Source organism: Brevibacillus sp. NRS-1366, from assembly GCF_050467985.1.
Genome location: NZ_JBITPN010000041.1, coordinates 1 through 13905, shown reverse-complemented (window position 1 = coordinate 13905; position 13905 = coordinate 1). Strand labels below are relative to the sequence as shown.

At 48.2% G+C, this 13905-nt stretch carries 15 protein-coding genes; all 15 read left to right on the top strand.

Annotated features, from left to right (window positions below; translation table 11 throughout):
* Positions 1–22 precede the first annotated feature (22 nt).
* The 15 genes from ACIFQN_RS26275 to lysS all read left to right on the top strand — a co-directional run bounded on the left by ACIFQN_RS26275 (position 23) and on the right by lysS (position 13635).
* On the top strand, positions 23–925 hold the full coding sequence (locus ACIFQN_RS26275; protein WP_429835991.1) for a peptidyl-prolyl cis-trans isomerase: 903 nt from the start codon (positions 23–25) through the stop codon (positions 923–925).
* Positions 926–1006: 81 nt separating this feature from the next.
* Positions 1007–1939, top strand: a complete 933-nt coding sequence (cysK, locus tag ACIFQN_RS26270; RefSeq protein ID WP_429835990.1) for a cysteine synthase A — start codon at positions 1007–1009, stop codon at positions 1937–1939.
* Between the two features lie 119 nt (positions 1940–2058).
* Positions 2059–3570: an aminodeoxychorismate synthase, component I gene (pabB, locus tag ACIFQN_RS26265; protein ID WP_429835989.1), complete on the top strand. Its 1512-nt coding sequence runs from the start codon at positions 2059–2061 to the stop codon at positions 3568–3570.
* A 1-nt stretch (position 3571) separates the two neighbouring features.
* Positions 3572–4156: an aminodeoxychorismate/anthranilate synthase component II gene (pabA, locus tag ACIFQN_RS26260; protein WP_429835988.1), complete on the top strand. Its 585-nt coding sequence runs from the start codon at positions 3572–3574 to the stop codon at positions 4154–4156.
* A 138-nt stretch (positions 4157–4294) separates the two neighbouring features.
* Entirely contained in the window at positions 4295–5938 is a 1644-nt protein-coding gene (locus ACIFQN_RS26255; RefSeq protein ID WP_429835987.1) for a PhoX family protein, read from the top strand.
* A gap of 20 nt (positions 5939–5958) precedes the next feature.
* On the top strand, positions 5959–6198 hold the full coding sequence (locus tag ACIFQN_RS26250) for a twin-arginine translocase TatA/TatE family subunit (protein WP_429835986.1): 240 nt from the start codon (positions 5959–5961) through the stop codon (positions 6196–6198).
* An 83-nt stretch (positions 6199–6281) separates the two neighbouring features.
* Positions 6282–7016, top strand: a complete 735-nt coding sequence (gene tatC, locus ACIFQN_RS26245) for a twin-arginine translocase subunit TatC (RefSeq protein WP_429835985.1) — start codon at positions 6282–6284, stop codon at positions 7014–7016.
* Between the two features lie 34 nt (positions 7017–7050).
* Positions 7051–7896 carry an aminodeoxychorismate lyase gene (gene pabC, locus ACIFQN_RS26240; protein ID WP_429835984.1) on the top strand — a complete coding sequence of 282 codons (846 nt, stop codon included), beginning with the start codon at positions 7051–7053 and terminating at the stop codon, positions 7894–7896.
* 51 nt (positions 7897–7947) lie between these two features.
* Positions 7948–9144, top strand: a complete 1197-nt coding sequence (folP, locus tag ACIFQN_RS26235; RefSeq protein ID WP_429835983.1) for a dihydropteroate synthase — start codon at positions 7948–7950, stop codon at positions 9142–9144.
* Positions 9137–9508 carry a dihydroneopterin aldolase gene (folB, locus tag ACIFQN_RS26230; RefSeq protein WP_429835982.1) on the top strand — a complete coding sequence of 124 codons (372 nt, stop codon included), beginning with the start codon at positions 9137–9139 and terminating at the stop codon, positions 9506–9508. The genes folP and folB overlap by 8 nt, the downstream gene beginning before the upstream one ends.
* Positions 9505–10035, top strand: a complete 531-nt coding sequence (gene folK / locus ACIFQN_RS26225; RefSeq protein WP_429835981.1) for a 2-amino-4-hydroxy-6-hydroxymethyldihydropteridine diphosphokinase — start codon at positions 9505–9507, stop codon at positions 10033–10035. Before folB ends, folK begins: the two co-directional genes overlap by 4 nt.
* Positions 9987–10196 carry a helix-turn-helix domain-containing protein gene (locus tag ACIFQN_RS26220; RefSeq protein WP_310768017.1) on the top strand — a complete coding sequence of 70 codons (210 nt, stop codon included), beginning with the start codon at positions 9987–9989 and terminating at the stop codon, positions 10194–10196. Before folK ends, ACIFQN_RS26220 begins: the two co-directional genes overlap by 49 nt.
* A gap of 86 nt (positions 10197–10282) precedes the next feature.
* The gene (dusB, locus tag ACIFQN_RS26215) at positions 10283–11311 is read left to right on the top strand and encodes a tRNA dihydrouridine synthase DusB (protein ID WP_429835980.1); all 1029 of its coding nucleotides are present in this window, start codon (positions 10283–10285) and stop codon (positions 11309–11311) included.
* A 220-nt stretch (positions 11312–11531) separates the two neighbouring features.
* Entirely contained in the window at positions 11532–12008 is a 477-nt protein-coding gene (gene greA / locus ACIFQN_RS26210; protein ID WP_103110461.1) for a transcription elongation factor GreA, read from the top strand.
* A 103-nt stretch (positions 12009–12111) separates the two neighbouring features.
* Positions 12112–13635, top strand: coding sequence for a lysine--tRNA ligase (gene lysS, locus ACIFQN_RS26205; RefSeq protein WP_429835979.1), 1524 nt, complete (start codon positions 12112–12114; stop codon positions 13633–13635).
* Positions 13636–13905: the final 270 nt, after the last annotated feature.

Below are 13905 nucleotides of genomic sequence, written 5' to 3'. Positions count from 1 at the left end.
TGAGAGCAAGGGAGAGGGTGGCATGACCAACGTAAAAGGGTTGTGGGCTTTCATTGGGGCGCTTGTACTGCTGTTGCTTGCTGTGACTTGGGGCTATTACCAGACGTCCAGCAAGCTGCAGTCAGCCGCGGTTGTAGGGGATAAGACGATCAGTGAAGCGGAGTATGTAGCTCTCCTCAAGCAAAAATTCGGCAAGCAAGTGCTGGATGACATGATTAATCGGGAAGTCGTTTTTCAGGAAGCCAAGCGTGCGGGTATTACTGTTGAGCCGCAGCAGTTGGAAAAAGAGCTGGCTCAGATAAAAGAAAGCTACGGGAGCCAAACAGACGAAGAATTTCAGGAAGCGCTTCAGAGGCAAGCAGGAACGAACGTGGAGGCGCTCAAGCGGGAAATTACGTATCAAATGCTGCTGCAGGCACTGGCTACCAAAGACATTACCGTCAAGGACGACGAATTGCTGACGATCTACAACAACCACCCACAGCGATACTCTCGCCCGATGCAGGTACATCTGTATCAGATCGTGGTCGCTTCACAGAAAGAAGCAGGACAAGTATCAGCAGAGCTAGAGCAAGGCGCCAATTTCCAAACTCTTGCCAAAGAACGATCGATCGATTCACTTACAGCTCAAAATGGCGGGGACATGGGGTGGATCTCCATGAATGGCTCCCGGTTGCCGGATGAGGCCAAAACGGTAATTGCCGACTTGGGAACGAATAAAAACAGTGCAGCCGTAAAAATGGGAGATAACTACGCGATCTATCGCATTGCTGAACGCAGAGAGGCCGAGCAGCGCACCTTTGAGGAGATCAAAGAGGACTTGCGGCGTGAGGTAGCGTATGCGCAAGTGGAATCGCTCGATACCGTGCTTGAGCAGCTGCGAAAATCGGTAGGAGTAAAGATTTCTGGGCAAATGCCTCATTGACCAAATGGGCAACCGTTGATATAATTATGACAATAAATCCTAGCGTTTTACTCGGTTATTAAAATTAAGGGGGCAGGACATATGCGTGTGGCCAATTCCATTACTGATCTAATTGGGTATACTCCATTAGTCAAGCTGAATCGTGTTGTAAGTGATGAGATTGCAGACATTTATTTGAAGCTTGAGTTTTTCAACCCTGGGAGCAGCGTGAAAGACCGGATTGCCTTGGCAATGATTGAGGCGGCAGAAGCAGATGGAAGTCTGAAGCCAGGTGATACCATCATTGAACCTACGAGCGGAAATACCGGAATTGGCCTTGCGATGGTTGCTGCCGCCAAAGGCTATAAATCCATTCTGGTTATGCCAGAGACGATGAGTATCGAGCGTCGCAATCTGTTGCGGGCTTATGGAGCAGAGCTTGTATTGACACCAGGCGCCGAAGGTATGGGCGGAGCGATTCGCAAAGCGGAAGAGTTGGCGAAAGAAGATAGCACCTATTTCATTCCGCAACAATTCAAAAACCCCGCAAACCCAGCCATTCATCGCGAAACGACTGCGCGTGAACTGCTGGAACAAGCACAGGAAATCGGCGGTGTAGATGCCTTTATCTCCGGAATTGGAACAGGTGGAACCATTACCGGTGTCGGTCAAGTGCTTCGTGAGCACTACCCGAATGTCCAAATTATTGCTGTAGAGCCTGCAGCTTCTCCCGTTCTATCCGGAGGCAAGCCGGGACCACATAAAATTCAAGGGATTGGGGCCGGTTTTGTTCCGGATATTCTCGATACCGGCATCTACGATGAAATTATCAAGGTAGAAAACGAGGATGCTTTCGAAACGTCGCGCCGTGTTGCTCGTCAGGAAGGCATCTTGGGCGGAATCTCCTCTGGAGCAGCCATCCATGCGGCATTGCAAGTAGCGGCAAAGCTCGGCAAAGGGAAAAAGGTGATCGCAATCATTCCATCCAATGGCGAACGCTACCTGTCCACTCCGCTTTATCAGTTCGAAGACTAATATCTACAAACATCTAGACCACGGTATGCCTTTTTCGGCGCCGTGGTCTTTTCATTCATATAGGGCGCCTATATAATGAACGGATAGAACCTACGTAAAAAACCGGAGCGTGAAGAGGAGTGCCATTCCCTAGTTATGCAGATAGCCAGAACTACGCCAAAACCTATCCGTTGGTCCCACTAGCCGTTCGTGGTAAGTGGGCCCATCAAGTTGATCCGTGGCAAGTGTTAAAAAGCTTACAGCCGTCGCTGCGAGAGGCCGTCCTTTTGGAAAGTGGTCGAGCAGGTCGGTATACGTTTTTGGCGTATCAGCCGATTGCTACCTTGCGCAGTCAGTTTGGGGAAACGTTGGTCATCCACCCGGACGGTCATGTGGAGAGCTTGATGGCCAAAAATCCATTGGATGCACTGCGGAATTTGCTTGCACGGTACCAGACTCCAGTGATTCCAGATATGCCTGATTTTTCTGGAGGAGCGGTAGGCTACATGAGTTATGACATGAACCGTTTTTTTGAACCGACGCTCCCGCAGATCGCGACCAACGACTTACAGTTGCCTGACCTGTATGTTATGATAATGCAAGACCTTCTAGTCTTTGACCATGAGGCACGCGAGATCATTTGTCTGACCCATTTGTCTGCAGACACATTGACCGAAGACATATACCGACAGGCCGTAAAACGTATCGAACACCGCCTGGATCTGCTTACTTCAATGGTAACGAACACAGATGATACGGATTGGGACAGCTTGCGAAAAAGACCGTTGTCGCATGAGACTGAGGCGTCAGTATCGTTTGCCAAGGATCAGTTCGAAGAGGCTGTGCGTCGTGTCCAAGAGTACATCGCCCAGGGAGACGTTTTCCAGGTCAACTTGTCTGTTCGGCAGAGCAAGCCGATGCAGGTAACGCCACCTGACGTTTACGAAGTCCTGCGCAAGCTGAATCCCTCTCCTTACATGGGATATATGAGCTTTCCCGAGTTTCAGCTAGTCAGCGCTTCACCTGAGCTATTGGTAAAGGTGAAGGGCAAAGAGGTGCATACACGTCCTATTGCCGGTACTAGGCCGCGCGGGCAAACAGATGCCGAGGACGAAGCTTTGGCACGCGAGCTAATCGACAATGAAAAGGAACGGGCCGAGCACGTCATGCTAGTGGATTTGGAACGCAATGACTTGGGAAGGGTTTGCCGCTTTGGAAGTGTGGAAGTGAGCGAATTCATGGTCGTGGAGAAGTACTCCCACGTGATGCATATCGTCTCCCATGTCAAAGGCGAGCTGGCAGAAGGCAAAGATGCCTTTGACGCAGTAGCTGCAGCTTTCCCTGGAGGAACGATTACAGGGGCGCCCAAAGTGCGGACGATGGAAATCATTGAAGAGCTGGAACCGGTCAAGCGTGGAGTGTATACGGGGTCGATCGGCTGGTTTGGCTTCAACGGCGATGTCGAGGTCAATATCGCAATCCGCACCATGGTGGCAGTGGATGGCGTAGCTCATGTTCAGGCAGGAGCAGGCATCGTGATTGATTCAGTGCCAGAGGCAGAGTATCGCGAGTCCCTGAAAAAGGCAGAAGCGTTGTGGAAAGCACTTGAGCTTAGTGAGCAGAGAATGATGAGCCCTAGAGGAGATGAGTGAGATGATTTTGATGATTGATAACTATGATTCGTTTACGTACAACCTGGTACAGTATGTGGGCGAGCTGGGTGAAGAGCTGCAGGTCCATCGGAATGACAAGATCACACTCGAAGAAATTGAGAGGCTGGCTCCTGATTATTTGATGATTTCACCAGGACCGTGCACACCGAATGAAGCGGGAATCAGTATGGAAGCGATCCGTCATTTTGCCGGAAAGATTCCGATCATGGGAGTTTGTTTGGGACACCAGTCCATTGGGCAAGTTTTCGGCGGAAAAGTAATCCGCGCCGAAAGACTGATGCACGGGAAAACATCGGAAGTCTTGCACGATGGAAAAACGATTTATGAAGGCATTCCCTCTCCGTTCACAGCAGCCCGCTATCACTCCCTGATTGTGGAGGAAGAATCTCTGCCGAGTGTGCTGGAAGTGACCGCACGAACAGCCGAAGGTGAAATCATGGCAGTTCGTCACCGGGAATACCCGATCGAGGGTGTGCAGTTCCATCCGGAATCCATCATTACCCAGCATGGCAAGCAGCTATTGAAGAATTTCCTCACCACCTATGCACGTCACACAGCAGGATAACCAATAGATGACCTGATACCGCCTTTTACCGGGCGGTATTTTTTGCGTTTGTTTACACACTCTTTATACAGCATTAACCTAGCCTAGACATAACGCTCGTACAATGGGAAGTACAAGAAGAAAAAAGGAGCGATATAAATGGATGTAAATCGTCGTCAATTTTTAACCTATCTAGGAGCAGGAACAGCAGCATTGGCTTCGGTGGCAACAGGAATCCCTGCACTGGCTGCGGGTGGCGCACTCTCCGGAAAAACAGCGGATCATCTATTTGGACTCGATACAAAAAAGCATCATTTCAACCCGAAATTTAAAGAGATTCATCCAACGACCAAAGATGATGTGGTGCTCCCCGAAGGTTTCAAATACGATGTGGTTGCATCTTATGGCGATAAAATCAATGCAGCAGGCGATACTTTTGGTTTTAACAACGATTTCACCTGTTTTTTACCCATTGAAGGCAAAGCAGATCATGGGCTGTTGTGGGTAAATCACGAATATTTGGGCGAGTTGGAGTATTACGTGACTGGCTATGACACGTTGAATGCCAATGCTGATGATAACAAGCGCACACCTGCGCAAATCGAGAAATATTTGTACGCGCTGGGCGGCTCAATTATTGAGGTTAAAAAGGAAAACGGAAGATGGAAGCTGGTTTCCGATTCCAAATACGGTCGTCGTGTAAGTGGATTGACCAAGCATGTGTTGACCGGTCCGGCAGCATCCATAGCAAAAGAAGTAACGGGTACTTTTGCCAACTGCTCCGGCGGGGTAACCTTCTGGAACACTGTGCTATCCTGTGAGGAAAACTATATGGATGTCGTAGGCGACTGCAAACTGCCAGAGGCCAACCATTACGGCTGGGTCATTGAGGTAGATCCTTTCGATCCGAAATCCACACCGAAAAAACATACAGCACTGGGCCGTTTCTCCCATGAAAATACAGCAATGGTACTGGCTCCATCAGGTCAGCTAGTCGTATACATGGGCGATGATGCCAAAGACCAATACGTGTACAAATACGTATCAAAAGGCAAGTTTGATCCGAAAGCAGGGAAAAACAACTCCAAGCTGCTAGAAGAAGGTACCCTGTACGTTGCTAACTTTGGCAAGGGCAAATGGATAGCACTCGATTACGCAACCAATGAGGCTTTGCAAAAAGCTGTGAATGCTGACAAAAAACCGATGTTTGCCTCCCAAGCTGACGTATTGATGAACTGCCGGGATGCTTCCAAAGCTGTAGGCGCGACACCAATGGATCGTCCAGAAGACCTGGAAGTCCACCCGATTGATGGCTCTGTCTTCATCGCTCTGACCAACAACGATAAGCACGGTAATTTCTACGGCCAAATCGTACGTTTGTTTGAAAAGGATAACGACCATGCTGGCGGCGAGTTTACTTTTGAAATTTTTGCAGCAGGTGGTCCACAAAGCGGCTTTGCGGCTCCTGACAACATGGCGTTTGACAGCGCAGGAAACCTGTGGGTGGTTACCGATATCTCTTCTACCTCTACGAACACAGGTATTTTCAAGACTTTTGGGAACAATGGCGTATTCTTTATCCCTACCACGGGTAATAGTAAAGGGATAGCCTCCCAATTCGCTTCCAGCCCAGTTGGCGCAGAAATGACTGGTCCTTGGTTTACACCTGATGAAAAAACACTGTTCTTGTCTGTGCAGCATCCAGGTGAAAACCTCAAGGGTTATGACCAGCCGACGAGCCACTGGCCAAAAGGCGGCAATTCTGTAGCCATGCCGAGTGTGATTGCCATTACTGGTTTCTAGGACAAGGAGTGTAGCGGAGTATGTTATCAAGCATTGGGATTCCTGGTCTGATTTTGATTCTGATTATTGCTTTGGTCATTTTTGGACCGAGCAAACTTCCTGAGATCGGTCGTGCCTTTGGGCGTACGCTGACTGAATTCAAATCGGCAGCTAAAGATTTGACCAAGGATGATGATGAGGTCAAAGACAAGACTAATAAGGAAGCGGTCGTTGATCTTTCTGTAAGTAGTACCGAGGACGCGTTGAAACGAGTCAACTAACCATTTTGCAAAGGGGGGCGGTGCGCCAAAGAACGCATCGCTTTTCCTGTTTGATTCTATAAGCGCACACGGGAGGAAATCACGTGAATAAAGAGATGCCCTTACTGGAGCATTTGACGGACTTGCGTCGTAGGCTGTTGATTACTTTGTCGGCACTTGTTGTAAGCATGGTGATTTGCTTTTTATTTGTCGATCACATTTATCAGGCATTAGCTAATCATTCGGGAGAAAAACTGGCGATTCTCGGTCCGGGGGATATTTTGTCGATTTATGTCAAATTGTCTGGAGTTGGCGCGCTTGCTCTCACCATCCCTGTGGCGGCTTATCAAGCTTGGCGCTTTGTTGTACCTGCCTTGGAGGAGCGGGAGCGAAAAGTTGCTCTGATGTATATTCCTGCTCTATTCTTGCTGTTTCTGTTCGGATTGTCCTTTGCGTACTTTGTATTATTTCCGATGATGTATCAATTTGTTCTAGGGCTATCCAACGGGAACTTTGAGCTGGTGATTACAGCGAATGATTACTTTACGTTTATGCTTAATTTGTGCTTGCCGTTTGGCCTTTTGTTCGAGCTGCCGGTTGTGGTTCTTTTCCTCAGCCATTTAGGAATTCTTAATCCACATCGACTGGCGAAAATGCGAAAACCGGCGTACCTGATACTCTCCGTCATTTCTATTACAATTACACCACCTGATTTTTTATCTGATGTGATGGTGATCGTCCCGCTGATTATTTTGTATGAAATTTCAATTACGATCTCTCGTTTCATACACGGAAAACGCACGCGTGAAACAGCGCTTTCGTCGGAAAATATGGTATGATGCTCTCGACAATATTATCGGGAGCGAACAATACATGCACGTATACGTAAATGGAAAGATAAGTCCTGCCCATGAGGCTGCGGTATCTGTTTTAGACCACGGTTTTTTGTACGGGATTGGTCTATTTGAAACTTTGCGAGTGTATGACCACAAACTGTTCTTGTGGAATGCCCACTACGCCCGGCTTAGCTCCGGGCTTTTGGCGTTGCAAATTCGGCCAGCATGGTCGGAGGAAGAATTGAAGCAGGCAATCATGCTCACAGTGGATGCAAATGAATTGAACGATGCTTATGTGCGCCTGAGTGTGACTGCCGGATCAGAAGGGGTAGGTCTGGTAGCAGATGGCTACGAAAGGCCGTCCTTGTTTGTGTTTGCCAAGCCGGTTGCAGCATTAATCGATCCACCCCAGTCAAAATGCTTGCAGACACTATCCATAGCGCGTCAGACAGCTGAGGGCCATCAGCGGTTTAAATCGCACAACTATCTCAATAACGGTTTGGCCAAGCAAGAGGTGGGGACACGCCCAGATGTAGAGGGTTTGTTTTTGACCCATGACGGCTACTTGGCGGAAGGGATTGTAAGCAATCTGTTCTGGATAAAGGATGGGGTGTTATTTACGCCCTCATTGGATACGGGCATTTTGGATGGTGTGACCCGCCAGCATGTACGGACGCTGGCTGAGCAGCTTTCCATACCAGTAGTCGAAGGGCGGTTTCGCAGCGAGGTGCTGCTTGATGCGGACGAAGTGTTTGTGACCAATTCCGTGCAGGAGATCGTACCAGTGAAGGAAATCGACGGACATGCAGTCGCTTCCACCTATGGTACATACACCCGTGAACTGCACCGCGCCTACCGTCATTCTGTAGCGATGGACGCGTAAATTATGGTATGCTACTAATCAACATGCTAAGGCGGAAAAGGGAGTAAGGCTATGAAGTACAATCCATTCCGAATCCACGCGGCTACGTATGCGGAAGTGGTGTCGGAGCTGTCCAAAAGGGGCGTTGTATCTCCAGAATGCGAGCGATTGGCTGAGTGGAGAGCAGGCTTGATGATTCATCTGGAGAACTTGAGCAGACCAGATGCCCTTCTTTTGCGGGAGGACATGCTGTCATCTGGAGGAGAGGCTGTCATTTCCGATGATCCAGTAAATGAGGATATGGTTTATGTACTCCTCTTGGCAGGACACAAGCAGTTGGAACAAACGCTACAGCGAATTTCCGACAAAACGGCGGGTTTGTATGCTGCAGTGGCAGAGGTACGGGAGATTTTGGCTAGACCTGCAGAGCTGCGCAAGCGACGAGAACTGGTTTGTGGCCGCCATGTTTTGCCACTCGGAGAACGTACGCTGGTCATGGGAATTTTGAATGTGACGCCGGACTCCTTTTCGGACGGTGGGCGATTTGTCGACGTAGATCAGGCATTAGCTCAGGCACGTGCCATGGTAGAAGCGGGAGCGGACATCATTGACATCGGTGGGGAATCGACAAGACCGGGAGCGGAGCCTGTAGATGAGGCAGAGGAGCTCGACCGGGTTTTGCCGATCATTCGGCTGTTGTCTGAACAACTAGAGGTTCCCCTGTCCATTGATACGTATAAAGCAGCCGTCGCTGACCGGGCGATTTCGGCTGGAGCACACATTATCAATGATGTGTGGGGAGCTAAACGGGATCTGCGGATGGCAGAGGTAGCAGCCCGTCACAATGTCCCGATCATTTTGATGCACAATCGAACAGACACAGATTACAAGGACTTCTTTGCAGATTATGTGAAGGATTTGCGTGACTCGGTACAAATCGCTTTGGATGCAGGAGTAAGACAAGAGCAGATTATTCTCGACCCGGGAATTGGGTTTGTGAAGTCTGTTGATCAGAATTTGGAAACGATGAGACGTCTAGATGATCTGGTTGCCTTGGGATATCCCGTCTTGCTTGCTACCTCCCGAAAAAGAATGATTGGACACGTGCTTGACCTTCCAGTAGAGGAAAGAGTGGAAGGGACAGCGGCGACGGTCGCGCTCGGTGTAGCGAAAGGCTGTCGTATGGTCCGGGTGCATGATGTGAAGGAAATGAAGCGCGTCACCAAGATGATGGACGCAATGTTAAAGGGGGGCATTCCCGTTGGATAAAATCTACTTCAGCGGTATGTCATTTTATGGTTACCACGGGGTGTATGGAGCCGAAGCAGAGCTGGGGCAACGCTTTCTGGTTGATCTGGAGCTGTCCATGGAACTGTCTCGGGCGGGAACAAGTGACGATCTCCATGATACAGTGAATTATGCTGAGATTTTTACCTGTGTGCAAAAGGTTGTAGAGGGCGAGCGCTACAACTTGGTGGAAAGGCTGACCACAGAGGTTGCTCGGCAGCTGCTCACGCAATTTCCTCTGGCAGAAGTAAAAGTGAAGGTAACGAAACCGAATCCGCCGATCAAAGGTCACTATGAAGGTGTAGCGATCGAGATGATACGCAAAAGAGAGGATTTTGCTCTATGACGGTTTGTGCGTACATCGCGCTTGGCTCCAATTTGGGAGATCGGGCCGAGACTCTGAGCCAGGCGTTAAAAAAATTGAACGATCAGCCAGGCATCCGCATCCTTCGGGTTTCCTCTGTTTATGAAACGGAACCATTCGGAAATGTGGAACAGGGAGCCTTTCTGAATCTTGCTATCGCAGTAGAAACCTCTCTGTCGCCAGATGAGCTGCTGAATACAGCTCTTTCGGTGGAGCGGGAGCTAGGGCGCGTGCGCACCATTCGCTGGGGGCCGCGTACGATTGATATTGATCTCTTAGTGTACGGTCAGTCCCGTATTTCGCAGGAGAATCTCGTGATCCCTCATCCAGGAATCAGCAAGCGCGCGTTTGTGCTCGTTCCATTGCGCGATGTATGGGAGGGCGGCGTTCTGCCCGAGTACAACCAGACTATTGATCATTATCTTTCGTTTTTGGTAGAGGATCACAAGGGGGTACGTGAGTGGGGAACAATCAATTGGGAAATCGAATCCGATCTTTCCGAAAGCTAAAGGGGTATACACAGCAGTCCCTTTCGGAAAAGCTGGGAGTGTCGCTGTCGTTTGTCGGTTCGCTCGAGCGAGGTACACGTGTACCAACTGAGCCGGTTTTGCGTAAAATCGCCAGCACTTTACAGGTCGACTACGATGAATTATGTGCTATAAATAAATAATGACTTTTGGATAGGTCTGCCCTCTCCAAGAACCCGCCTGCGATCAAAAGAGCGCGTGCGTTACGGGAATAAGGAGGTTATCATAGATGAAAATCGGAAATATTGAGTTGAAAAATAACGTGGTACTAGCGCCGATGGCTGGGGTATGCAACCCTGCCTTTCGTTTGATTGCCAAAGAGTTTGGCACCGGGCTGGTATGTGCGGAGATGGTAAGTGATAAAGGCATCGTGCACGGCAACAAAAAGACAATGGATATGCTTTTTGTCGATGAGCGCGAAAAACCGCTGAGTTTGCAGATTTTTGGCGGTGACAAGGAAACATTGGTTCCTGCGGCGAAGTATGTCGACCAACATACGAATGCAGATATTATTGATATCAATATGGGTTGTCCCGTTCCGAAAATCACGAGCTGTGATGCGGGGGCGCGCCTTTTGCTTGACCCAGAAAAAATATATGAAGTGGTCTCTGCCGTTGTCGACGCAGTGGAGAAGCCAGTTACTGTGAAAATGCGACTTGGCTGGGACGAAGAGCATCTGTATGTCCTTGATAATGCGCGCGCTGTAGAACGTGCTGGCGGAAAGGCGATTGCCGTTCATGGACGTACCCGTGTGCAAATGTACAAGGGACACGCTGACTGGAGCTGGATTGGAAAAGTAAAACAAGCTGTCTCCATTCCGGTAATCGGAAATGGCGATGTGGCTACTCCAGAAGATGCACGTCGGATGCTGGATACTACCGGCTGTGACGGAGTTATGATTGGACGTGCTGCGCTTGGTAATCCGTGGATGCTGTATCGAACCATTCAGTATCTGACAACAGGAGAACTGGCCCAGGAACCGTCCGTGCGTGAGAAAATGGAAATTTGCCTTTTGCATGCAGAGCGTTTGATTGCATTGAAAGGTCCACGTGTAGGTGTGCTCGAAATGCGCAAGCACGCTGCCTGGTATTTAAAGGGCCTTAGAGGCTCGACTCATACCAAAAATTTGGTTAATGCTGTCGAAACAGAAGAAGAACTTCGTCGGACTCTGCTCGAATATGTCGATTGGGTAGAAAACTACGCAGATGATAGTGAAGAGCCGGTGGAATCAGCGCGAGACGAGGCGGTTAGCTACTAAATTCAATAGCGCATTCCAGACATTGACAAGGGTTCCTTCATATCCTATAATACTCCGTAATATTGGGAGTAAAGCTGCCAGTCCATCCTGGCAGCTTTACCTTTGAATCCTCACAACTGATTGTGCTGAAGCTGTATATTGTATAGAACAACTACATATAATCCTTTGTACTTTACCCAGTGCAAATGGAATCATTTTTTTAAAACGGGGGAATTGAATCATGTCTGAAAAAGAAGTCATCCTTACGCCAGAAGGTTTAACGAGACTCGAACAAGAGCTCGAAGATTTGAAAACGGTTAAACGCAAGGAAGTAGCGGCACGGATTAAAGAAGCGATCAGCTTTGGTGATATTAGCGAGAACTCTGAGTACGAAGAAGCGAAAAATGAGCAGGCGTTCATTGAAGGCCGCATTTTGACTCTCGAAAAAATGCTCCGAAATGCTCGTATCATCACCAATGATGACGTTGATACCGGAGTCGTAAGTGTCGGTTCCAGAGTAAGACTGAAGGATTTGGAGTTCGGAGACGTTGTAGATTACACGATTGTGGGATCTGCTGAATCTGATCCGATGAACAACAAGATTTCCAACGAGTCTCCAGTAGGCCAGGCGCTCCTGGGTAAAGCAAAGGGCGCAGTTGTTGACGTAAACGTACCTGCTGGAACTATCCAGTATGAGATTCTTGACATTAACTTGTAAGTAGCTGATTTGTGGCGTACCTTTTAAAAGGTACGCCGCATCGCTATTTAATCGCAATTGTACAAGATTGTTAAAGCAGGCATTTTTTAGAGGAGTGGATACAATGGCAAACGAGCAAGATTTGCAACAAGAGGAACAACAACAGCAAGAAGGACTTCACGAGCTTCTTCAAGTGCGTCACGACAAAATGAACCAAATGCGTGAATGGGGCTTTGATCCGTTCGGAAAAAAATTCGAACAGACTCATCATGCTGCTGATATTTTAAAGACCTTTGGAGACAAGTCCAAAGAAGAGCTGGAAGCAGAAGAAAATGTAGTAACGATTGCTGGTCGTTTGATGGCTAAGCGTGCGATGGGGAAAGCGAGCTTTGCTCAATTGCTGGACCGTTCTGGACAAATTCAGATCTATGTGCGTCAGGATACGATTGGTGAAGATGTACACAAGGTTTTTGATTTGAGTGATATTGGGGACCTGCTCGGTGTGAGCGGGGTTGTATTCAAGACCAAAACGGGTGAGCTCAGCGTAAAGGCGAAAGAGCTAACTTATCTGACCAAGTCTCTGCGTCCATTGCCAGAAAAATATCATGGCTTGAAAGATATCGAAACACGCTATCGTAAACGCTATGTAGATTTGATTGTGAATCCTGAAGTGCGGGATACATTTATTACTCGTAGCCGTATTTTGACGTCGATGCGTCGCTATTTGGACAACCTTGGCTACTTAGAGGTAGAAACGCCGACTCTCCATGCCATTGCGGGTGGTGCTTCTGCTCGTCCGTTCATCACTCATCACAATGCGTTGGACATGCAGTTGTACATGCGTATTGCGATTGAGCTTCACCTGAAACGCCTGATCGTTGGCGGTCTGGAAAAGGTTTACGAAATTGGTCGTGTCTATCGTAACGAGGGTATTTCTACTCGTCACAATCCAGAGTTTACGATGATTGAGCTTTATGAGGCTTATGCTGACTATCAAGATATCATGAACCTGACAGAAGAATTGATTGCACACATTGCGCAAGAAGTGTTGGGTACGATGAAAATCCAGTACCAAGGAAAAGAAATTGATCTGACACCGAAATGGCGCCGTGTACACATGGTTGATTTGATCAAAGAAGAGCTGGGTGTTGATTTCTGGCAGGAAATGAGCGATGACGAAGCTCGTGCTCTGGCGAAGGAGCACGGAGTATCTGTTGAACCGCATCATACCTTTGGACACGTGGTCAACGAATTCTTTGAACAGAAGCTGGAAGATACGCTTATTCAGCCTACATTTGTCTATGGTCATCCAGTCGCGATTTCTCCATTGGCGAAAAAGAACGATCAGGATCCTCGTTTTACAGACCGTTTCGAGCTGTTTATTGTTGCGCGTGAACATGCGAATGCGTTCACAGAGCTGAATGATCCAATCGATCAGCGTGAACGTTTTGAAGCACAGTTGTTGGAGAAAGAAGCGGGCAACGATGAAGCTCATGAAATGGACGACGATTTCATTGAGGCATTGGAATACGGTATGCCGCCTACCGGAGGACTGGGTATCGGGATTGACCGTTTGGTCATGCTATTGACCAACTCGCCTTCGATTCGTGATGTACTGTTGTTCCCACATATGCGTGCTCGTGATTAATAGCAAGGTGAAAAGCCGTCTGATTAATTTCAGGCGGTTTTTAATTTTTTACTTGCACTAAAATAATTAAAGTGTTACATTAATACCTGTTCTTCTCTCGCTTACATAAATCCATCACAACCGATTTGAAATTAACACTTGCTTTTACATCGGGTTATGTGATAGATTGATGAGGTCGCTGTTAAACAAGTTAACAAAAAAACATGTTGACACGGCCTGAACAACCTGATAAACTAAAATGGTTGTTGCGAAAATGCTCTTTGAAAACTG

Excerpts from the sequence above, each read along its gene's own strand:
- ACIFQN_RS26275 (WP_429835991.1), top strand. The coding sequence starts at position 23 with ATGACCAACGTAAAAGGGTTGTGGGCTTTCATTGGGGCGCTTGTACTG.
- cysK (WP_429835990.1), top strand. The coding sequence starts at position 1,007 with ATGCGTGTGGCCAATTCCATTACTGATCTAATTGGGTATACTCCATTA.
- pabA (WP_429835988.1), top strand. The coding sequence starts at position 3,572 with ATGATTTTGATGATTGATAACTATGATTCGTTTACGTACAACCTGGTA.
- ACIFQN_RS26255 (WP_429835987.1), top strand. The coding sequence starts at position 4,295 with ATGGATGTAAATCGTCGTCAATTTTTAACCTATCTAGGAGCAGGAACA.
- ACIFQN_RS26250 (WP_429835986.1), top strand. The coding sequence starts at position 5,959 with ATGTTATCAAGCATTGGGATTCCTGGTCTGATTTTGATTCTGATTATT.
- pabC (WP_429835984.1), top strand. The coding sequence starts at position 7,051 with ATGCACGTATACGTAAATGGAAAGATAAGTCCTGCCCATGAGGCTGCG.
- folP (WP_429835983.1), top strand. The coding sequence starts at position 7,948 with ATGAAGTACAATCCATTCCGAATCCACGCGGCTACGTATGCGGAAGTG.
- folK (WP_429835981.1), top strand. The coding sequence starts at position 9,505 with ATGACGGTTTGTGCGTACATCGCGCTTGGCTCCAATTTGGGAGATCGG.
- dusB (WP_429835980.1), top strand. The coding sequence starts at position 10,283 with ATGAAAATCGGAAATATTGAGTTGAAAAATAACGTGGTACTAGCGCCG.
- greA (WP_103110461.1), top strand. The coding sequence starts at position 11,532 with ATGTCTGAAAAAGAAGTCATCCTTACGCCAGAAGGTTTAACGAGACTC.
- lysS (WP_429835979.1), top strand. The coding sequence starts at position 12,112 with ATGGCAAACGAGCAAGATTTGCAACAAGAGGAACAACAACAGCAAGAA.